The organism is Streptomyces sp. R28, from assembly GCF_041052385.1.
Taxonomy (GTDB): domain Bacteria; phylum Actinomycetota; class Actinomycetes; order Streptomycetales; family Streptomycetaceae; genus Streptomyces.
The window spans coordinates 7,972,855-7,994,043 of sequence record NZ_CP163439.1 but is presented as its reverse complement, the minus strand read 5'-3'; the positions used below and the strand labels follow the sequence as shown (position 1 = coordinate 7,994,043).

Here is a 21,189-nt window from a genome sequence, read left to right as displayed (position 1 = left end):
GTTCACGCGAAGGGCCCGGACCCATGTTCAGGACCCCAGTTCGTTGTCGATGAGATCGAAGATCTCGTCGTCGGTGGCCGAGTCGAAGTCGAAGTCGTCGTCCTCGGCGCCGAGTTCGTCGGCTTCGCCGCCCAGGGACCACCACTTGGCGGTCAGTGCCTCCAGACGGGCCACGACATGCGCGTGCAGCTCGTCGTCCGCGCCCGCCGTGGCGAACGCCTCTTCCAGCCGGTCGAGTTCGGTGAGGACGGCGGGCCTGGCCGCGGGGACCGTGCCGAGCCTGCCGCCGAGGTGGGCCGCGAGGACGGTGGGGGTGGGGTAGTCGAAGATCAGCGTGGCGGGCAGCCGCACGCCGGTGGCGGCGGTGAGGCGGTTGCGCAGGTCCACGGCCGTCAGCGAGTCGAAGCCGATGCCGCTGAACGCCTGGTCGGCCCCGATCGACGCGGCGGTGTCGTGGCCGAGTGCGATCGCCGCCTCGGTGCGCACCAGATCGAGGAGTGCCTCGGCCCGTTCGGCGTCGGGCAGTGCGGTCAGGCGCTGGGTGAGCGAGGGGCCGTCGGTTGCCGCGGTGTCGCGTGCGGTTCTGCGCGGGGTGCGGATCAGGCCGCGCAGCAGGGGCGGGACGTCCGCCGGGGCCGTGTCGCCGAGTGCGGCGAGGTTCAGTCGGGCGGGCATCAGCTGGGCGTGGCCCGACCGCAGGGCGGCGTCGAGGAGTCGCAGGCCCTCGTCGCTGCTCAGTGCGTCCATGCCGGCGCGGCCGCCGCGCCGCAGTTCGCCGGTGCCGAGCTGTCGTGTCATACCGCTTGCCTGTGCCCACAGCCCCCAGGCGAGGGAGGTCGCGGGCAGGCCGAGCGCCTGGCGGTGCTGTGCCAGGGCGTCCAGGAAGGCGTTGGCGGCGGCGTAGTTGGCCTGGCCCGGTGTGCCGAGGAGGCCGGACGCGGAGGAGAACAGGACGAATGCGGCCAGGTCGGTGTCCCTGGTCAGTTCGTGCAGGTGCCAGGCGGCGTCCGCCTTGGCGCGCAGCACGGGGTCGAAGCGTTCTGGGCTGAGCGAGGCGAGCACGCCGTCGTCGAGGACGCCGGCGGCGTGCACGACCGCGGTCAGCGGGTGTGGGGCGGGAATCGCGGCGAGGACGGCGGCCAGGGCGTCGCGGTCGCCCACGTCGCAGGCGGCGAAGGTGACCTGGGCGCCCTCCTCGGCCAGTTCGGCGCGCAGGGCGTGGGCGGATTCGGAGGCGAGGCCGGTCCTGCTGACGAGCAGCAGGTTGCGTACGCCATGTGTGGCGGCCAGGTGCCGGGCGACCAGGCCGCCCAGGGTGCCGGTGCCTCCGGTGATCAGTACGGTCCCCTCGGTGTCCAGGGGACGGCCCTGGTCGGGGGCGGGGGCGGTGGCGGGCAGACGGGCCAGCCGGGGCACGAGTGCGCGGCCCTCTCGGATCGCGAGTTGCGGTTCCCCGGACGCGACGGCGGCCAGGGCGGCCTGCCGCGAGGCTTCGTGTCCGTCGAGGTCGGCCACGGCGATGCGGCCCGGGTGCTCGGACTGCGCGGCTCGCACCAGGCCCCACACGGCGGCCATCGCGGGGTCGGGGGCCTCGGTGGTCCCGGCCCCGTCGGGCGGGCAGGCGCCGCGGGTGAGGATCAGGACGCCGGGTCCTTCGGGCCGGCCGCCGGTCGTGCCGGGTTCGGCCGTGCCTTCGTCCCCTTCGCCCCCTTCATCCAGGTGGTCCTGGACGGCCCGCAGCACGCGGGCGCACAGTTCGCGGGTCCGCTCGGGGCCCTCGGCCGCCGTGGTGTCGGTGAGGTCGACGAGCAGCGGGGCCGGGGACTGCGGTGTGCGGTCGGGCAGGGGCAGCGGGGTCCAGGTCAGGTGGTGGAGGAGGTCGTGCGGGGTTTGGTGGCCGCGCAGCTGGTCGGCGGAGACCGGCCGGAACACCAGCGAGGCGAGCGAGAGGACCGGAGCCCCCGTCGGGTCGGTGGCCTCCAGGGAGAAGGCGTCGGGTCCCGCCGGGGCGAGCGTGACGCGCAGTGCGGTGGCTCCGGAGGCGTGCAGGGTGAGGCCGTTCCAGGCGAACGGCAACATCAGCCGGTCCTTGCCGATGCCGGACAGGGCGCCGAAGCTCGCCGCATGCAGGGCGGCGTCGAGGAGGCCGGGGTGCAGGCCGAACTCCCGGGCGTCGGCTTCCCGTTCGTCGGGCAGGGCGACCTCGGCGTACACCTCGTCGCCGTGGGTCCAGACGCTGTGCAGTCCGCGGAAGAGCGGTCCGTACGCGTAGCCGGCCTCGCGCATGGCCGGGTAGAAGCCGTCGGCGTCGGCACGTTCCGCGGCCGGCGGCGGCCATGCTCCGGCGGTGGGGAGCGGGGCGTCGGCCGTGGCCGGGGCGAGCAGGCCGTCCGCGTGCCGGGTCCAGGGCGTGTCGGGGGCGGCGTCGGCCGGGCGGGAGTGGACGGTCACGGGTCGGCGGCCCGTGCCGTCCGGGGCGGCGACGGCTATCTGCAGCTGGACGGCGCCCTGTTCGGGCAGGACGAGTGGGGCGGCGATGACCAGTTCGTCGAGGTGGGGGCAGCCGGTTTCGTCGCCGGCCCGTACGACGGCGTCGACGAGTGCGGTGCCGGGCACCAGCGCGGCGCCGCCCACGATGTGGTCGGCGAGCCAGGCGTGGGTGGACAGGGAGAGCCTGCCGGTGCAGAGCACTCCGTCGCTGTCCGGCAGGGTGACGAGTCCGCGCAGCATCGGGTGTGCCGTGTAGGTGAGTCCGGCCGCGTCGGCGTCACCCGCCGCCGTGACGGAGTCCAGCCAGTAGCGGCGGCGTTGGAAGGCGTAGGTGGGCAGGTCGACGCGGCGGGCGTCGCTGCCGGTGAACAGCGGGGTCCAGTCCACGGGGACGCCGCGGACGTGCAGCCGTGCGAGGGCGGAGAGGACGGCCCGCGGTTCGCTCTGGTCGCGCCGCAGTGTGGGCACGGCGGCGACGGCTTCGCCCGCTTCGGCGAGGCAGTCCTGGACCATCGCGGTCAGCACTCCGCCCGGGCCCAGTTCGAGGAACGTACGGACTCCCTGGTCGTGGAGGGTGCGTACGGCGTCGTGGAAGCGGACGGACTGGCGCACCTGGTCGGTCCAGTAGCCGGGCGAGCACAGCGTCTCGGCGTCCGCGGACGTTCCGGTGCTGGTGGAGACGACGGGAACGGTGGGCGGCCGGAAGGTGAGCCGTTCCACGACGGCGCGGAAGTCGTCGAGCATCGGCTCCATGAGCGGCGAGTGGAAGGCGTGGCTGACGTGCAGCCGCTTGGTGACGTGACCGCGTGCGGCGAGTTCCTCGGCCAGTCTCAGAACCTCGGCCTCGTCGCCGGAGAGGACCACGGACGAGGGGCCGTTGACGGCGGCCACGCTCACCCGGCTCTCGAGGCCGGCGAGCAGCGGCAGCACATCGTTCTCGGACGCGTCCACCGCGACCATGGAGCCGCCGTGCGGGAGCGCCTGCATGAGTCTGCCGCGCGCGGCGACCAGGGCGCAGGCGTCGGTCAGCGAGAGCACTCCGCTGACGTGCGCGGCGGCCAGTTCACCGACCGAGTGTCCGGCGACGGCGTCGGGCCGTACTCCCCAGGACTCCATGAGCCGGTACAGCGCCACTTCCACGGCGAACAGCGCGGCCTGGGCCATCGCGGTCTGCTCCAGGAGTGCCGCGTCGTCCCCGAAGACCACGTCCCGCAGGGGGCGGGGCAGCCGTGGGTCCAGCTCCGCGCACACCTCGTCGAAGGCCTCGGCGAACACCGGTTGGGTGGCGTCCAGTTCACGGCCCATGCCGATGCGCTGGGCGCCCTGTCCGGTGAAGAGCACCGCGCAGCGCCCGGTGGCCGGGGCGCCCTGGGTGAGCGTCGCGGCCTGCTCGCCGCGCGCAAGGGCCCGCAGTCCGGAGAGGAGCCCGTCCCTGTCGTCGGCGACGACGACGGCCCGGTGCTCCAGCGCGGAGCGGGACGTGAGGGAGTACGCGATGTCGACGGCGTCGGGCGCCTCGGGCCGGTCGGCGAAGTCCACGAGGCGTTCGGCCTGGGCACGCAGCGCCTGCGGGGTGCGGCCGGAAAGCAGCCACGGCACCGCGGGCAGCTGCCGGGATCCGGTCGGGTCGTCGGCGCGCTCCGGGTCCGCCGCGGGTCGGGGGCCGTCCTCGGCAACGGCCTGTTCGAGGATGACGTGGGCGTTGGTGCCGCTGATGCCGAACGACGACACTCCGGCCCGCCGTGCCCGGTCGTCGACGGACCAGTCGCGGGACTCGGTGAGCAGTTCGACGGCGCCGGTGGTCCAGTCGATGTGCGGGGAGGGCTCGTCGACGTGCAGCGTGCGGGGCAGGACGCCGTGCCGCATCGCCATCACCATCTTGATCACGCCCGCCACCCCGGCGGCGGCCTGGGTGTGCCCGATGTTGGACTTCAGGGACCCCAGCCACAGCGGGTGGTCCGCCGGCCTGTCCTGGCCGTAGGTCGCGAGGAGGGCGTGCGCCTCGATGGGGTCGCCCAGGGTGGTGCCGGTGCCGTGTGCCTCCACCACGTCCACGTCGGCGGCGGTCAGCCCGGCGTCGACGAGCGCCTGCCGGATGACGCGCTGCTGCGATGTGCCGTTGGGGGCGGTCAGTCCGTTGCTCGCGCCGTCCTGGTTGATGGCCGTACCGCGTACGACGGCGAGGACCGGGTGCCCGTTGCGGCGGGCGTCGGACAGCCGCTCGACCAGCAGCAGGCCCGCTCCCTCGGACCAGCCGGTGCCGTCGGCCGAGGCGGCGAAGGCACGGCACCTGCCGTCGGTGGACAGCCCCTGCTGCCGGGAGAACTCGACGAATCCGTCCGGTGTCGCCATCACCGTCACACCGCCGGCCATGGCCAGGTCGCACTCGCCCGACCGCAGGGCCTGGCAGGCCAGGTGCAGGGAGACGAGGGACGACGAGCAGGCCGTGTCCACGGTGACGGCGGGGCCTTCGAGGCCGAACGTGTACGCCACGCGTCCGGAGAGCACGCTCGCCGCGTTGCCGGTGACGAAGTACCCCTCGACGCCGCGCCGGTCGGGGCTCTGTCCCGCGCCGTAGTCCTGGTGCATGGCGCCGACGAACACGCCGGTCCTGCTGCCGCGCAGGGACTGCGGGTCGATGCCCGCCCGCTCCAGGACCTCCCACGCCGTCTCCAGGAGCAGCCGCTGCTGGGGGTCCATCGCCAGCGCCTCACGCGGCGAGATCCCGAAGAAGGCGGCGTCGAAATCGCCCGCATCGTAGAGGAAACTCCCGTGCCGCACATACGACTTGCCGGTCTTGGCGGGGTCGGGGTCGTAGAGGTCGTCGACGTTCCAGCCGCGGTCGGCGGGGAAGGCGGCCACCGCGTCGCCGCCGGCGTCGACCAGCTTCCACAGGTCCTCCGGGGAGGCGACGCCGCCCGGCAGCCTGGCACTCATGCCGACGATGACGATCGGGTCGTCGTCGGGACCCGTGGCGGCCCGACCCGGCACGGGCGTCTGCTCCGGCCCGGTCCCGAGCAGCAGGCCGCGCAGCCGGTCCGCGAGGGCCGTCGGCGTCGGGTGGTCGAAGACCAGCGTCGACGGCAGTGTCAGACCGGCCGCCGCGGCCAGACGGTTGCGCAGTTCGACGGCGGTCATGGAGTCGAAGCCCTGGTCGCGGAAGGCGCGGGTGGCGTCGACGGCGTCCGCGCCGGTGTGGCCGAGCACAGCGGCGGCTTCGGCGCGGACCAGGTCGAGCACGGCCCGGTCGCGCTCGGGCCCGGTCAGCGCGGCGAGTCGGGCCGACAGGCCCGTGGCGGGCCGCGGTTCGTCGCCGTCGGGCGTCGCCGCCGCGGCCTGTGCGCCGCGTACGTCGGGCAGGTCCTGGAGGAGGGGGCTGGGTCGGGTCACGGTGAACGCGGCGTGGAACCGCGCCCAGTCCATGTCCGCCACGGCCACGCAGGTGTCGTCGTGCTCGACGGCGCGCACCAGTGCGGCGAGGGCGGCCCGCGGGGGCATGCCGCGCAGGCCGAGCCGCCTCAGGCGTTCGGCGGCGCCCGCCACTGCGCCGAGTCCGATGCCGCCTCCCCACGAGCCCCAGGCCACGGCCGTCGCGGTCCGGCCGGCCGCGCGACGCCGCTCGGCGAGGGCGTCGAGGTAGGCGTTGGCCGCGGCGTAGGCGCCCTGACGGCCTGCTCCCCACACTCCGGCGCCGGACGACATGAGGACGAAGGCGTCGAGGGGGGTGTCGCCGAGGAGTTCGTCGAGCAGGGCCGCGCCCGCGGCCTTGCCGACGAGGACCCGGGTGAACTCCTGGGCGTCGGTGGCGTCGAGGGGGCTGTCCTGGCCCACGCCCGCGGCGTGCACCACCGCGGTGAGGGGATGCTCGCCGGGGGCGTTCGTCAGGAGTTCCGCGAGCGTCTCGCGGTCGGTCGCCTCGCATGCGGCGACCGTCACGCGCGTTCCACCGGCGCGGAGTTCGGCGGCCAGTTCCTCGGCGCCCGGCGCGTACGGGCCGCGCCTGCTGGTCAGGATCAGGTGGTCGGCGCCGGCCTCGGCGAGCCAACGTGCCGCCTCGGCACCGATGCCGCCGGTACCGCCGGTGACCAGAACGGTGCCGTGCGGCTCCCATCGGCGGGCGGGGGACGCGTCACCGAGGGGGGCGGGCATCAGGCGCCGTGCGAAGACCCCGGTCGGCCGCACGGCCAGCTGGTCCTCGCCGTCGCGTCGGCCGAGCGCTCCGGCCAGCCGGCTCAGGGCCCGCTCGTCGAGGGTCTGCGGCAGGTCCACGAGACCGCCCCAGACGTGCGGCCGCTCCAGCGCGGCGACCCTGCCCAGGCCCCACACCATGGCCTGTGCCGGGCTGCCGGCCGGGCCGCCGGGGCCGGTGGTGACGGCGCCCCGGGTGAGCGACCACAGGGGGGCGCCGCTGCCCGTGTCGGCGAGGGCCCGCACCAGCGCGGCCGTTCCCGCCAGGCCCGCAGTCTGGCCGGGGGCCCCGGGCACGGCGCGTTCGTCGAGTGCGATCAGGGACAGTACGCCGTCGAAGTCACCCTGGTCGGGGGCGAGTTCGCGGATGAGGTCGGCGAGTTCACCGGCTCCGGCGCGGAGCGGGTCCACGTCGATCCGCTCGAACTGCGCACCCCGCGCCCCCAGTCCGTCGAGCAGCGTGTCCATGTCGCCCTGCCCGCCGGGGGCGGCGTCGACGGCGTCGTCGCCGCTGGTGGGGACGATGGCGAGCCAACGGCCCGTGAGTGTCCCCGCGGTGTCGCCGGCCAGCCGCAGCCAGGTCACTCGGTAGCGCCAGGCTTCGGCGGCGGACCGCTCCCGGTGCCGTCTGCGCCAGTCGGAGAGCACCGGCAGCGCGGCGGCGACCGCGCTCAGGTCGGTGCTTGCGTCCTGGCCGTCCGCCCGCAGGGTTGCGGGAAGGGCCTGCGGGTCCGCCCTGTCGACGGCTTCCCAGAACGCCGCTTCGGCGGGATCGGCCGCTGCCGTGGCGCCGGATCGGGGTGCCGCTTCGAGCCAGTAACGGCGGCGCTGGAACGCGTAGGTGGGCAGTTCCACGCGGCATGCGCCGGTGCCGCGCGGGGACGGCGACCAGTGCACCGGGAGGCCGCGCACCCAGGTGTCGGCGAGCGAGGTGAGGAAGCGCCGCATGCCGCCCTCGTCGCGGCGCAGCGTGCCGCCGGCCAGTGCGTCGGCCCCGGTGCGCTCGACGGTCTCCTGGACCGCGGGGGTCAGCACCGGATGCGAGCTGACTTCCAGGAAGAACCCGAAGCCCTGCTCCAGGAGGGCGCGGGTGGCGTCCTCGAAGCGGACGGTCTGGCGGAGGTTGCGGTACCAGTACCGCCCGTCGAGTTCGCGGGTGTCCAGCCAGCGGTTGTCGACGGTGGAGTAGAAGGGGATGTCCGAGGGGCGCGGGGCGATCGGCCGCAGGACCCGGGCGAGTTCGTCCTCGATCTGTTCGACGTGCGCCGAGTGCGAGGCGTAGTCCACGGCGATGCGGCGCGCCCGCACCCCGTCCTCGGCCAGTTCGGCGGCAAGGGCGTCCAGGGCGTCGGGGGCGCCGGCGAGGACGACCGAGGAGGGGCCGTTGACCGCGGCCGTGGCGATCTGCTCTCCGTACGCGGTGGCGGCCAGTCGCCGGGCGGCCTCCTCGGGTGTGAGCGCGACCGACATCATGCCGCCGCGGCCCGCCAGGTGCTGGGCGATGGCCCTGCTGCGCAGCGCCACCACTCGTGCCGCGTCCGGCAGGGACAGCGCCCCCGCCACGCAGGCGGCGGCGATCTCGCCCTGGGAGTGGCCGAGGACCGCGTCCGGCTCGACGCCGTGGGAGCGCCACATCCGGGCGAGGGAGACCATGACGGCGAACGACGCGGGCTGGACCACGTCGCAGCGGTCGAGCGTGGGCGCTCCCGGCACCTGCCGGACGACGTCGAGGAGCGACCAGTCGACGTGCGGTGCGAGCGCGTCGGCGCACTCCGTCATCGCCTGGGCGAACACCGGTGAGGAATCGAGGAGTTCGGCGCCCATGCCGGCCCACTGGGAGCCCTGGCCCGGCAGGACGAACACCACCTTGCCGTCGAGGTCCGCGCTGCCGGTGACCACGCTCGGCGCGGGACTGCCCTCGGCCAGGGCGCCGAGGCCGAGCCGTGCCTCTTCCCGGTCCGCGGCCACGACGACGGCCCGCTGCTCCAGGGCGGCGCGGGAGCTCGCCAACGCCTGGGCCACATCGGCGAGTTCCTGCTCAGGCCGGGCCGTCAGATGGGCGTCGAGGCGGGCCGCCTGTGCCTGGAGTGCCTGGTGTCCACGCGCGGACACCAGCAGCGGCAGAGGGCCTTCGCCGCCCGCCCGCTCGCTGTCGCTCTCGCCGTCCGGGGCCGGCGCGGGGACGTGCTCGAGGATGACGTGGGCGTTGGTGCCGCTCACTCCGAAGGACGAGACGGCGGCCCTGCGGGGCCGTCCCGTCTCCGGCCAGGCGCGCGCCTCGGTGAGCAGTTCGACGGCGCCCGCCGTCCAGTCGACGTACGAGGAGGGCTCGTCGACGTGCAGGGTCTGCGGCAGCACGCCGTGCCGCATCGCCTGCACCATCTTGATCACGCCTGCCACGCCCGCGGCGGCCTGAGTGTGCCCGATGTTGGACTTCAGCGATCCGAGCCACAGCGGACGGTCCGCGGGCCGGCCCTGGCCGTAGGTGGCGAGGAGCGCCTGGGCCTCGATGGGGTCGCCCAGGGTGGTGCCCGTGCCGTGCGCCTCGACGGCGTCGACCTGGTCGGACGTGAGCCGCGCCTGGGCCAACGCCTGTCGGATCACGCGCTGTTGGGCAGGTCCGCTGGGCGCGGTCAGGCCGTTGCTGGCGCCGTCCTGGTTGATGGCCGTACCGCGTACGACGGCGAGGACCGGGTGGCCGTTGCGCCGTGCGTCCGACAGCCGTTCCAGGAGCAGCACGCCGACGCCCTCGGACCAGGAGGTGCCGTCCGCGGCCTCGGCGAACGCCTTGCACCTGCTGTCCGGGGCGAGCGCGCGCTGCCGGGAGAACTCGACGAACGAGCCGGGCTCGGCCATGACCGCCGCGCCGCCGGCCAGTGCCATGGTGCACTCGCCCGAGCGCAGCGCCTGCGCCGCCAGGTGCAGGGCCACCAGCGAGGAGGAGCACGCGGTGTCGACGGTGATCGCGGGGCCTTCGAGGCCCAGGGTGTAGGCGACACGGCCGGACACGACACTGCCCGCGGTGCCGATCCCGAGGTAGCCCTCGGTGCCCTGCGGGGCGTGCTCGGCGCTGGTTCCGTAGTCGTGGTGCATCAGGCCGGAGAAAACGCCGACGTGCCGGCCGCGCAGCGACGTCGGATCGATGCCGGCCCGCTCGAAGACCTCCCACGAGGTCTCCAGGAGCAGCCGCTGCTGCGGGTCCATGGCGAGCGCCTCACGCGGCGAGATCCCGAAGAAGGCGGCGTCGAAGTCGCCCGCGTCGTGGAGGAATCCGCCCTCACGAACGTAGGTCGTGCCCTGCCGGTCCGGGTCGGGGTCGTAGAGGGACGCGATGTCCCAGCCGCGGTCGGCGGGGAACTCGGTGACGCCGTCCAGTCCCTGCTCCACGAGCTGCCACAGCTGTTCGGGAGAGGTGACGCCGCCCGGCAGCCGGCAGCCCATGGCCACGATGGCGACCGGGTCGTCGTCGGCCGCCGCCGTGAGCACCGGGACGGGGGCCGGTACGGCGGTGTCGTCCAGGAGGACGTCGCGCAGATGGCGGGCGAGCGCGGCCGGGGTGGGGTGGTCGAAGGCAATGGTGGCCGCCAGGCGCAGGCCGGTCGCCTCGGACAGCCTGCCGCGCAGCTGGACGGCGCCCACGGAGGTGCAGCCGTGCTCCTTGAACGCCCGGTCGGCGCCGATGGACTGACCGCCGGGCAGGTCGAGCACCTGCGCGGCGTGGGTACGCACGAGGTCGAGGAGCACGCGGTCGCGTTCGGCCGCCGGCAGGGCGGTGAGCTCCTGGCGCAGGGCGGCGCCGTCGGCGCTGCTGCGGGGGGCCGAGCGCTCGGTCACCTCGATGACGTCGCGGAGCAGCGCGGGGATCTCGTCGGCGCGCAGCGCCTCGGGTACCGTGCGCAGCGCCACCAGCACGGCGTGGTCGGCGGTCATGGCCGCGTCGAGCATGGCCCGGCAGTCGTGCGCGGAGAGCCTGCCGACGCCCGCGCCGGTCGCCGGGGCCCCGTCGGCGCCGAGTCCGTCGCCGGGGCCCCACGCCAGGGAGAGCGCCGGGTGGCCGACTGCGCGGCGGTGCTGCGCCAGGGCGTCGAAGTAGGCGGCCGCTGCGCCGTGTTCGGCCTGCCCCGCTGCTCCGAGCAGCCCGGCCGCCGAGGAGAGGAGCACGAAGGCGGCGGGGTGGTCGCCGACGGACAGCTCGTGCAGGTTGAGGGCACCGGCCGCGGCGGAGCGCAGAAAGCCGGTGGCCCCCGGTTCCTGGCGGCCCCAGGTGTGGAACACCGCGGTGAGGGGCCGCTTGTTGCGTGCCAGTACGTCCGCGAGGGCGGCGCGGTCGGTGAGGTCGCAGGCCTCCAGGGTGACCCGGGCGCCGGCCCGGGTCAGCTGGGCCTTGAGGTCGGCGGCGGCACTGTCCGCCTCCCCTCCCCTGCTGACCAGCAGCACATGGCGTACGCCGTGGCCGATGACCAGGTGGCGGCCGGCCTCGGCGGCGGCCGCGCCGTCGGCCTCGCTGATCAGCACGGTGCCCCGGGGGTCGAGGGACGGTTCGCGCTCGCCCGCCGCGAGGGTCGCCGCGCGGGCGAGCCGGGGCAGCAGGACGACGCCGGAGCGCACTGCGAACTGCGGCTCGTCGTGGGAGAGGGCGAGCGGCAGCGCGGCGGCCGTCCGGTCGTCGGCACCGTCCAGGTCGGCCAGAACGAGACGGCCGGGGTGTTCCGTCTGGAGGCAGCGCGCATGGCCCCACAGGGCGCTCTGCCAGAGGTCGGCGATGTCCTCGTCGGGCGCGGCGGCCACTGCCCGGCGGGTCGTCAGAAGCAGCCTGCCGTCGGCGAACCGTTCGTCGCGGAGCCAGTCATCGACGTCATGGGCGTGCCGCCGCACTCCGTCGTCCCCGGCGTCCCGCGCCGCGGCGAGCACGGTGACGTCCGGGGCGGGTGCCCCGCCCGTCACCGCGGTACGCAGGGCCGTCGCGTCGGGGTACGTGGTCACCTCCAGGCCGCGGGAGAGGAGTTCGGCCGTGAGGTGCCCGGTGTCCCGGCCGACCAGCGCCCAGCGGCCGACGGGCACGGCCGGCGGCGGGACGGAGGGCAGCGGGATCCAGTCGAGGCGGAACAGCGACTCGTAGTGGCTGGTACCGGACGCGCGCAGCCTGGCCGGCTGTTCGAGCAGGACATGCCGGGTGATCTTGCCGGATGCGGTGCGCGGCACCTCGGCGATCTCGTAGAGCTCCTCGGGCACCTTGAAGTACGACAGCTGCTCCCGGCAGGCGGCGAACAGGGCCTGCGGGTCGATCCCTTCGGGGCCGGGCACGATGCAGGCCACCGGCACCTCGCCGAGCGTCTCGTGCAGTTTGCCGACGACGGCGACGTCGGCCACGCCCGGCACCCGCCGCAGCACCGCCTCGACCTCGCCGGGGTGGATGTTCTCGCCGCCCCGGATGATCAGCTCCTTGATGCGGCCGGTCACCGTGAAGTACCCGGCGGCGTCGCGGCGGGCCAGGTCACCGGTGCGGTACCAGCCGTCCTGGATCGCCTGGGCGGTGGCCTCGGGCTGGTTGTGGTACCCGGCCATCACGCTGGGGCCGCTCACCCAGACCTCGCCCTCGGTCCCGCTGCCCACGTCCCGACCCGTCTCCGGGTCCACCAGGCGCACTCCGAGGCCGGGTACGGGCAGGCCGCAGGAGCCCTCGACGCGGGCGCCGCTGGGCCAGTTGATCGTGATCGAGCCGCAGGTCTCCGTGCTGCCGTACGCGTCGAGCAGCGGGGCGCCGAAGGCCTCCTCGAACGAACGGCGCAGCTCCGCCGTGGTGATCGCACCGCCGACCAGGCACATACGCAGCTCGGGTGCGGTGAAGCCCTGTTTGCGGGCGGCCCGGACCAAGTAGTGGTACATGGTGGGCACTCCGGCGAGGAAGGTGGCGGAGTCCTCCCGGATCGCGTCGAGGACCTCTTCGGCCTCGAACCCGTCGACGATCCTGGCGCTCGCACCGACCGCCGTGACGCCCAGTACGCAGGCGATGTGGGACAGGCTGTGGAAGAGCGGCAGCGGCCACAGCACGCGGTCGTCGGCGGACAGTCCGGGGACCGGGGCATAGCAGGCGGCCACGGACCAAAGGCAGTTGCGCTGTGTGGACAGCACACCCTTGGGCCGGCCGGTCGTGCCCGAGGTGTAGAGCATCCAGGCCAGGTCGTCGAGTCCGAGGTCGTCCCGCGGGCCGGTGGCGGGTTCGTTGGTGGCCAGTGCCTCGAAGGCGAGGGTTCCTGCGGGGGCGTCGTCCGGTACGCCGCGGCCGCCGATGACGACGACGCGCAGGTCGCCGCGGTCCTCCAGGACACGGGCGAGCTGCGGGAGGTGGGCGGCGTCCGTGATGATGACGCGGGCACCGCTGTCATCGAGGAGATGGGCGAGCTCGGCGTCGGTGGCGCGGGGGTTGAACGGCGAGCCGATCGCGCTGGCGCGAGTGATGGCGAGGTAACTCTCCACCATCTCCACGCAGTTGCCGAGGTAGATGGCCGCGCGGTCCCCGGGCTGCAGCCGCAGTCCGGCGAGGTGGCCCGCGAGCCGTCCGGTGCGCCGTTCCAGCTCGGCGTAGGTCACACTCCGGCGGGCGTCCCGGAAGGCGACCTTGCCCCCGAACCGATCGGCGTGTGCCCGCAGGAGTTCGGGCAGCGGCCGGATCAGTTCAGTACGCAGCATGTCACCACATCCGTCGGTTGAGCGGGATACCTCGCGCGGCCCATATCCGCCGCCGACTCACGGCACAGGGGCGGTCGTCGATCAGTGTCGCGGCACAGCGCGTTGTTCTGTACCCCTGTCCTCCCCCTAGGTCATCCCTATGCTTCTGTCGCACCGCGCCGATGGAGTTCTCCGAGCCGCGGCGGGAAGCACTTCTCCGCACGGTGCATTCCCTTTTCTCCGCGCATTCGGAACGCCGCGGGAAACGCATTCCGGAATGCTGCCGCATTATGCGTGCGTGAACATTCCGAGGGCCCGGCCGTCGTGGACGGGCGGGCCCTGGTGTCGGTGCGGTGTGGTGCAGCACGGCCGACGGGAACGGGAGGCCCCGCTCCCTTCGTCGCGTCAGTCGACGACGACCGCCGGGCACAGAGCCAGCAGATCGCCGGGCTCGCGCAGCACGGCGTCAGGTCCGGCGGCCAGCAGGGCGGCGGTGTCGCCCTCACCCCACAGGGCAGCGATGGCCGTCACGTCGGCGCCACGGGCGCTGGCCAGGTCGGTCACCGCGTCCCCGACCATCACCGCGCTGTGCGCCTCGGCACCGAGCAGGTCGAGGGCGTGCAGCACGATGTCCGGTGCGGGCTTGGGGCGGGCGATCTCGTCGGAGCCGATGACGTGCTCGAACAGGTCGAGGACGCCGAGCTGTTCGAGCAGCGAACGGGCCCGGGGGCCGCTCTTGCCGGTGGCCACGGCGAGCCGGAAGCCCCGCTCGCGCAGGGTGTGCAGCATCTCCGGCACGCCGTCGAACATCGGGACCAGGTGGGCCATGCGGTAGCTCTCCCGGACGAAGGGCTCCTCCATCTCCAGCGGGAGATCCATGATCCGCATGATGTCGGGGAAGTAGCGCCCCAGGTGACGGTTGTACTCCTCGAACGGCGCGGGACCGTCGCCCACCACCTCCGCGTACGCGATCGAGAACGCCTTGCGCATCACCTCTGTGCTGTCCACGATGACACCGTCGAGGTCGAAGACCACGACGCTCTTGGGGGGCGCGAAGGGGGCGGTGGTCGCAGCCGGCGCGTCCTGGGTGAGGCCGGTGATGCGCGGGTCCATGTCGTACTCCCTCGTCGTGGCGTGCCGCTGGGCGGCGCGTCCGCGGGCCGAAGCGTAGAGACGCTCGATGACCCCGATGGTCCTGCGGGCTTCAGCGACGGCCCGGCCTCTGCTGTCCGGATCGGCCAGCTCGGCCGGGAGCGCGTCGAGTTGCCGGTCGTACTCGGCGCCGATCGGATCCTGCGCGACGGGCACCTCGGTGCTCTCCCCGTCACGGGTATGCGTGAGGACCGATCCGCCGTGACGGTTCGGGCTGAACCCGAAGGTGCAGCGCAGCGTCGTGGTGCCCGCGCTGCCCTCCACATGGATGAGCGTGACGTCGCGCGGCTCGTGCGAGGCCCAGCTCGCACGCAGCGAGACGGAGACGCCGTCCTCCGTGACCAGGAATCCGCGCACGGTGTCCTCGACGTCGGCGGCCGCTGCGAGTGCCGGTGCGCCGACGGGTGCCTCGTCGTTCCGCCAACGGGCCCGCGCGGAGCCACTGTTGACGAAGTCGCTGGAGACCATGCCGGCGACCTGCTCGACCTCGGTGGAATCGAGCAGGGGTGCGACGGTGTCGAGCAGGTGCCACCCTAGGTCCACCAGCGCGCCGCCGCCCGAGAGCTGCGCCTGGGTGAACCAGCCGCCGGCGTCCGGAACTCCGCGCGCCCTGACCCAGGACGCGTCGATGTGGCGGATGCGCCCCACGGAGCGGGCCTGTTCGAACAGTGCGCCGATGTCGGCACGGAAGCGGGCCGCGCTGCCTGCCAGCAGGACGGCACCACCCTCACGTTCGGCGGCGGCCAGCCGGTCCGCCTCGTCGGAGGTGAGACACACCGGCTTCTCCACGAAGACGGATATGCCCTTGGCCAGCAGCCTCTCGGCGATCTCGGCATGCAGATGGTTCGGCACCGCGACGACCGCGAGGTCCACGGAGTCGGGGGCGATCTCCACGATGTCCGCGTACAACGGGACCCCTTGGTGCACGGGGCCCTCGACTGCCGGGTCCACGACGGCGGTGACCTCGAAGGACGGGTGCCCGAGGAGCCGCGGCAGCCAGATCGACCGGCCGGCCCAGCCGAGACCGACCACCACCGTGCGCACGGGCCCCCCGCCCGTCGGCCCACTGGTCGGCCGCTTGCTCATGCCGTGGCCAGGGTCTCGGCGATCACGGACGCGATGTCGTGCATCTGCTGTTCGGTGCCGAGCAGAGTGCGGTGGTGCAGCCAGATGGAATCCCGCGTCAGCGCCTCGGAGTTCGGGCACCGGCGGGCCAGCTCGTCCAGCGAGAGATCCGGGGCGCAGGTCTCCCAGAACCCGTCGCTGCGGTAGACGGCACGAAAGCCGACAAAGGCCGGCAGGCCCCGCTCGATCAGGGCGTCCACGAGGGCATTGCGTCGCTCCTCACCGAGCTCGGGGACCCTGAACATGGCCATGTAGTGCGGGTTGCGGTCGTTGCGCTCGTCCCTGGACTGCGGCACGACGCCCGGTATCTCGGCGAGAAGGCTGGCGAGCAGCGGCCACCGCTGCTCGCGCGTGTCGATCTGGCCGCCCAGGCGCCCCAGCTGGGCGCGGAGGACCGAGGCCGAGAACTCGTTCAGGCGGAAGTTCGACCCGGACGTGCCGTGGAAGTACTTCCGGTCCGTACGCGGCCGCCCGCAGCTGTGCCGCAGGAACGCGGCGTCGTACTGCTCGGCGTCGGGGAAGAGCACCGCGCCGCCCTCGCCCGCGGTCATCAGCTTGCCGTTCTGGAAGCTGAAGGCGGCGATGGAGCCCAGTTCGCCGACCTTCTGGCCACGCCACTGCGCACCGTGGGCATGCGCGGCGTCCTGGATCAGCGGCACTCCGGAGTCGGCCGACAGCTTCTGCAGGGCGTCCATGTCGGCGAAGTGCCCTGCCATGTGCACGGGCATGATGGCCCGGGTCCGCGGGGTGATGGCCGCCGCGACGGCGGCCGGGTCGAGGCAGTAGGTGTGCAGGTCGACGTCGACGGGGACAGCGATGGCCCCCAGCCGCTGTGCCGCCTGCGATGACGAGATGAAGGTGAAGGCGGGGACGATGACTTCGGTCCCCGGGCCGGCTCCGAGCACCTGCAGCGCGACCTCCAGGGCGTGCGTCCCGTTGGTCACCGCGAGCGCGTACGGAGCGCCGTGATACTCGGCGAACTCCCGCTCGAAGGAATCGACCTCGCTCCCTCCCATCCGCCACCACTGGCCCTGTTCCAGCGCACGCTGCAGGCCCGTCCGCTCGGTGTCGTCGAACTGGGGCCAGGTGGGAAATTCAAAAGTCTGCGGCGAACGACCGGTCATGATCTCCACACTTCCTCACGGATTCAGTCCACTTGAGCCCGAAGCTACCGCAGGAAGAGAAACGCCCACCCCCCTCAATGACCCCCTAGTCCCCCCTTGTTGAAAGGTCGCGGCGAAAATCGACCGCACTTCCCAAAACGGCCCCCTGTTCTGTATTCGGAAGACAGGGGGCGCACCGTATTTCATAGGGGTTCTCATCCATGAGAACCGCCCTAGCATTTCACTTGAGTCGCCGCTGCGCGCTTCCCCCGGCGCGCTTCGGCGCCCCGTCGAACGGCCCGGTCCCCCTCGTGGTCCGGGCCGTTTCCTCGTGGCCCTCAGCGCGGGCGCGAACCTGCAAGGCCCTCAAATCACGAGGTGCATGCCGAACCTGGGAAAGCCTTCGGGAGACCAGGTCCGCCGGGCTCAGCCGACGGGGCGGTGGCGGCCGGCGGGGGTGGGAGCCACGCCGAGGCTTTCGAGCAGTAGCCCTTCCCGGGTGGACCAGGGGCAGATCTCGACGCTCTTGGCCCCGCAGGCTTCCATGAGGGCCTGGGCGATCAAGGCTCCGGCCAGGGACTGCTCGGCGCGGTGTCGGGAGATGCCCGGCAGCTTGGCACGTCGGGACGGTGCCGCGTCGGCCAGCAGGGAGACTGCCGTGTGCAGTTGAGGCAGCGTCAGCCGCCGTCTTGTGCGCGGTGTCCTGCTCTGGGCGGCGGCGAGCCGGGCGAGCTGTTCGAAGGTCTTGGAAGAGGCCAGCACCCGCCCGTCCGGCTCGGCCTGCGGCAGGTCGGGGACTGCTTCCAGGGACCGGCGGAGGTGCCGCAGGATCTCTGCCAGGCAACGTCGGGACGGAACTGTGCCGCCGGGAAGCCAGTCCCGGGTGATCCTGCGGGCGCCCAGCGGCAGCGAGTGGACGACGCGGGGTTGGTCTCCGGTGCCGGAGGCGATCTCCACGGTGCCGCCGCCGATGTCCAGGACCAGCAACCGCCGAGCCGTCGGGCCGGCCCACTGGCGGGCGGCCACGTAGGCCAACCGCGCCTCCTCCTCGCCGGTGAGCACGCGCAGGCGGGTGCCGGTAGTGCGTGCCACTCGCGCGATGATCTCGTCACGGTTGGGCGCGTCCCGGATGACGGAGGTCGCGAACGCGAACACTTCCGGTCCGGGCAGAGGCGGACCGGCGGCGACGGCCTCGGCCACAGCCCGCTCGACACTCTTCATGCCGACCTTGTCCAGACGCCCCTTGCGGTCGAGGGTCTCGTGCAGACTCAGCCGAACCTTGCGGGAGAACACCGGCTCCAGCACCGTACCCGGTCGCCGCCGCACCACCGTCAGCAGAGCGCTGTGACACCCGACATCGAGCACACCTGCCTGCCGCATCCCATCGCCTCCCCTTGGCCCACGCGCTCCCAACCGGCTCCTTCTCCCATCCTCCGACACCCCTCGACGACGGCACGCCGGGGATTCCGGGCCAGCAGGTAAGCATATCGTCACCCCCCGTGCGGCCTCCGCCCCGTCCACGGGGGCCGGATGTGGAGATACATGCGCTCCGAAATGAGGACCAGGCACGAACCGAGCAGCCCGTCAGAGCCAGCCCTTGACCTTCTCCACCCAAGGAGAAGCAAGGGGGGACAAAACTCTCCCTGCCATGAGTAGCGACCGCGGTGCAAGACTTCCCGCGTGATCAGCCGCCCTGTCGAGGCGAGCGGTCGCCCAGTTTCCCGCGGTGGCGTCGATCGGTTGAGCGAACGCAGGTCGCCGCGGACGCGCTGGGGCCGACCATGCGCACGGTGCCCTTCCGGCTCGGCGACTCCCTGTCTCCGCCGACGTCGCCGCACGGCGGCTCGGCGACCATGGCCGGCGTCGGCTCGGCCGTCGTCGACGCCTGCAACAAGGTGCGGCAGCAGGCGATCAAGCTGGTCGTCGAGGAGGAGGAGTCGCCGCTGTACAGGGTGAACACGGACGACGTGGTCGTGCGCAATGGCCGACCGCACGGGCAGGGCACGCCGACGCGCGGGGAGACGTACAAGAGCCGGCCGCTTCCTCGGCTCTCACGTCACCGTGTGCGACGCCCGGCCCGGCTTCGCCACCCAGACCCGCTCCCCGCACGCCGACGAGGTGGTGGTGGTCGACTGGCTCCCCTGACCGGTGCCGCGCGCCCACACCCTCAGGCCACCGCGTTCAACAGATCGGCCAGCACGTCGGGCCGTTCCAGGGCGATGAAGTGGCCTGCCTTGGGGACCTGCGTGAAGTCGGCGGCCGCAAGCAGTTGCTTGTTGGCCTCCCGGTCGGAGGGCCGGGACCAGTCCTTCTCGCCGTAGACGAGGTGGACGGGGGCCTTGACCTCGGGGTAGCGCGAGCGGGCGGCGATGAGGCTGGGCAGGGCCTGGTACACGCCCCGGGCGACGGTCGGGTAGCCGGGGCGCCGCCCACCTGGAGGAGCTCGTCCACGTAGTCCTCCCGCAGCGCGCTCTTGTCGGCGAGTCCGCCCTGCAGGATCTTGCTGAGGGCGGGCCTGGGCTCCACCCCGGCGATCACCGGGCCCACCACCGGGGCGAGCACACCGCTGACCACCACGCGGGCGAGGAGGCTGGACCGGGCGATTCCACCGCGGAAGTCGTAGGTGTTGACCGCGACGACGCGCCGGACCCGCTCCGGGAGATCGGCCGCGGTGGTCAGGGCGAGCACCGCCCCCATGGACTCCCCCACCAACGTCACGTCGTGCAGGTCGAGTTCGGTCAGGAGCCGCTCGACGCCCGCGCGCATGGCCGGCTCGTCGTACGACACCCCGGGCACGATCTCGGAGTAGCCCATCCCCGGCAGGTCGAGGGCGTGGACGGTGTACCGGTCCGCGATCAGCGGGATGAGGTGGCGGAAGTGCTCGGCCTGGGTGCGCACGGTGTGCAGCAGGACCAGGGGGGCGCCGGTGCCCGCCTTGAGGTAGCGCAGGGTTCCCTCGCGGCCGTCGGATCCCGCTCGCGGGGCGATGGTGTGGCTGGTGGTCCCTTGAACGTGAATCGTGGGACGTGACTCGTGGACGGACATCTCGCCGACTCCTCGTACGGGGTGGTTACTTGACCAACTGGGGGTACAGCCCCGCCAGGTCGCCGGCCAGGCCGGCCTTGACCTGCCGCGAGATGTCGTCGGCGAGCACTTCGTACGCGCCGGTCTCGATGCCGTCGAGGGCGAGTGCGGCGACGTCACGCGGGTCGGACTTGGGCGCCTCGACGCCGGCCGCGAGGTCCGTGTCGACGTAGCCGACGTGCAGTCCGGTGACGGCGATGCCGCGCGGCTGGAGTTCCAGGCGCAGGGAGTTGGTCTGCGACCACAGGGCGGCCTTGGAGGCGCTGTAGGAGCCGCCGAGCGCGATCCATGAGAGCACGGAGTGCACGTTGAGGAGGTGGCCGCCACCGTTGCGCTCGATGACCGGTACGAAGGCACGGGCGACCAGCAGCGGGCCGTAGAAGTTGGTCTCGAACTCCCGGCGTACGTCGTCGACCGGGGAGTCGAGGAAGGACGCGCCGACCGACGCACCGGCGTTGTTGATCAGCACGGTGACGTCTTCCGCCTGCCCGGCGGCCGCCGCCACGGAGGCCGGGTCGGTGACCTCCAGCGCCACCGGGATGGCGTCCGGGTGCGTGACGGAGCGCGGGTCGCGGGCCGTGGCGTAGACCTTGCCGGCACCGCGCGCGTACAGCTCCTCCACCAGCGCCTTGCCGATGCCCCGGCTGCCGCCGGTGACGAAGACGTTTGCGCCCTTCAAAGCAGTCATGACTCTCTCCACAGAATGAGAAACTGATCGGTTTCCACAAAGGTAAACCGATCGGTTTCTAAGCGCAAGCCCGGCAGGGCCCCCGGCTTCACCGGGGCGTTCCGTACCCGTGGACCCCCGGGATGACGAGCTATGCGGGCGGGGGGGACCAGCCGGCGAAGTGAGTCCCGGCGGGGTACCGACGGATCACCGGCACCCCGCTCGCAGGACTCAGTCCACGGCGACGGGTACCGGCCTGGCGGCGGGGTCGTCGGCCGGCATGCCGGATTCCTTGATGCCGAACCGGCCGTAGAAGCGGGCGGGTGGGCTCGGAGCCCACCAGGCCGCTCTTCCCAGCAGTCTCATGACGGCCGTTTCCAGCAGGATGCGCACCACCAGCACGTCCACCAGGACCGCGAACACCATGCCGACACCGAAGAGCTCGACGGTCAGCACATCGCTCATCCCGATCGCCGCGACTTCCATGCCGTCGCCGTGCTTGTCGCACTGATCCCGCATCCGGGACCCCAGGAACACAGGTTGCACAGACGGCCCTCCTGCGGCAGCAGCGCCGAGCCGAGCCCGTCCAGGGTGTCGCCGTAGACCGCCGACCCACCGACCAAGTACGCCCGGGCGCCCTGCGGTCTCGGCGGTGCGGTGCGGTGCGGCACCAGGTGTCGACGCCGACACGGATGCCCCGTCGGCAGAACA

The 21,189-nt window shown here is 73.1% G+C and carries 7 protein-coding genes and 2 pseudogenes; 2 read left to right on the top strand and 7 right to left on the bottom strand.

Going from position 1 to position 21,189, the window contains the following annotated elements; genetic code table 11:
• Positions 1 to 27 precede the first annotated feature (27 nt).
• From AB5J49_RS35630 to AB5J49_RS35615, 4 genes are all read right to left on the bottom strand, one after another.
• Positions 28 to 13,368, bottom strand: coding sequence for a type I polyketide synthase (locus AB5J49_RS35630; RefSeq protein ID WP_369172964.1), 13,341 nt, complete (start codon positions 13,366 to 13,368; stop codon positions 28 to 30).
• 384 nt (positions 13,369 to 13,752) lie between these two features.
• Positions 13,753 to 15,585 (bottom strand): HAD-IA family hydrolase, encoded by a 1,833-nt coding sequence (locus AB5J49_RS35625; RefSeq protein WP_369172963.1) that lies wholly within the window; start codon positions 15,583 to 15,585, stop codon positions 13,753 to 13,755.
• Positions 15,582 to 16,748: a DegT/DnrJ/EryC1/StrS family aminotransferase gene (locus tag AB5J49_RS35620; RefSeq protein ID WP_369172962.1), complete on the bottom strand. Its 1,167-nt coding sequence runs from the start codon at positions 16,746 to 16,748 to the stop codon at positions 15,582 to 15,584. The genes AB5J49_RS35625 and AB5J49_RS35620 overlap by 4 nt, the downstream gene beginning before the upstream one ends.
• Before the next feature lie 405 nt (positions 16,749 to 17,153).
• Complete coding sequence (locus tag AB5J49_RS35615) at positions 17,154 to 18,107, bottom strand: Ppx/GppA phosphatase family protein (RefSeq protein ID WP_369172961.1); 954 nt, start codon at positions 18,105 to 18,107, stop codon at positions 17,154 to 17,156.
• A gap of 365 nt (positions 18,108 to 18,472) precedes the next feature.
• Between AB5J49_RS35615 and AB5J49_RS35610 the strand changes: the two are divergent.
• Together AB5J49_RS35610 and AB5J49_RS35605 are read left to right on the top strand one after the other, a co-directional pair.
• Positions 18,473 to 18,760, top strand: a pseudogene (locus AB5J49_RS35610) (molybdopterin cofactor-binding domain-containing protein); the annotation flags it as partial.
• Entirely contained in the window at positions 18,708 to 18,872 is a 165-nt protein-coding gene (locus AB5J49_RS35605; RefSeq protein ID WP_369175505.1) for a hypothetical protein, read from the top strand. The pseudogene AB5J49_RS35610 and the gene AB5J49_RS35605, both read left to right, overlap by 53 nt.
• Before the next feature lie 22 nt (positions 18,873 to 18,894).
• On the opposite strand, the pseudogene AB5J49_RS35600 reads toward AB5J49_RS35605, so the two are convergent.
• From AB5J49_RS35600 to AB5J49_RS35590, 3 genes and pseudogenes are all read right to left on the bottom strand, one after another.
• Positions 18,895 to 19,772 (bottom strand): annotated as a pseudogene (locus AB5J49_RS35600) (alpha/beta fold hydrolase).
• A gap of 25 nt (positions 19,773 to 19,797) precedes the next feature.
• Positions 19,798 to 20,499 (bottom strand): SDR family oxidoreductase, encoded by a 702-nt coding sequence (locus tag AB5J49_RS35595; RefSeq protein WP_369172960.1) that lies wholly within the window; start codon positions 20,497 to 20,499, stop codon positions 19,798 to 19,800.
• A 210-nt stretch (positions 20,500 to 20,709) separates the two neighbouring features.
• The gene (locus tag AB5J49_RS35590) at positions 20,710 to 21,024 is read right to left on the bottom strand and encodes a hypothetical protein (RefSeq protein WP_369172959.1); all 315 of its coding nucleotides are present in this window, start codon (positions 21,022 to 21,024) and stop codon (positions 20,710 to 20,712) included.
• Positions 21,025 to 21,189 lie beyond the last annotated feature (165 nt).

What these genes read in the sequence shown, in the direction of transcription:
- AB5J49_RS35625 (WP_369172963.1), bottom strand. Translation starts at nt 15,585, where the DNA reads ATGAGCAAGCGGCCGACCAGTGGGCCGACGGGCGGGGGGCCCGTGCGC.
- AB5J49_RS35605 (WP_369175505.1), top strand. Translation starts at nt 18,708, where the DNA reads ATGGCCGACCGCACGGGCAGGGCACGCCGACGCGCGGGGAGACGTACA.
- AB5J49_RS35615 (WP_369172961.1), bottom strand. Translation starts at nt 18,107, where the DNA reads ATGCGGCAGGCAGGTGTGCTCGATGTCGGGTGTCACAGCGCTCTGCTG.
- AB5J49_RS35595 (WP_369172960.1), bottom strand. Translation starts at nt 20,499, where the DNA reads ATGACTGCTTTGAAGGGCGCAAACGTCTTCGTCACCGGCGGCAGCCGG.
- AB5J49_RS35620 (WP_369172962.1), bottom strand. Translation starts at nt 16,748, where the DNA reads ATGACCGGTCGTTCGCCGCAGACTTTTGAATTTCCCACCTGGCCCCAG.
- AB5J49_RS35630 (WP_369172964.1), bottom strand. Translation starts at nt 13,368, where the DNA reads ATGCTGCGTACTGAACTGATCCGGCCGCTGCCCGAACTCCTGCGGGCA.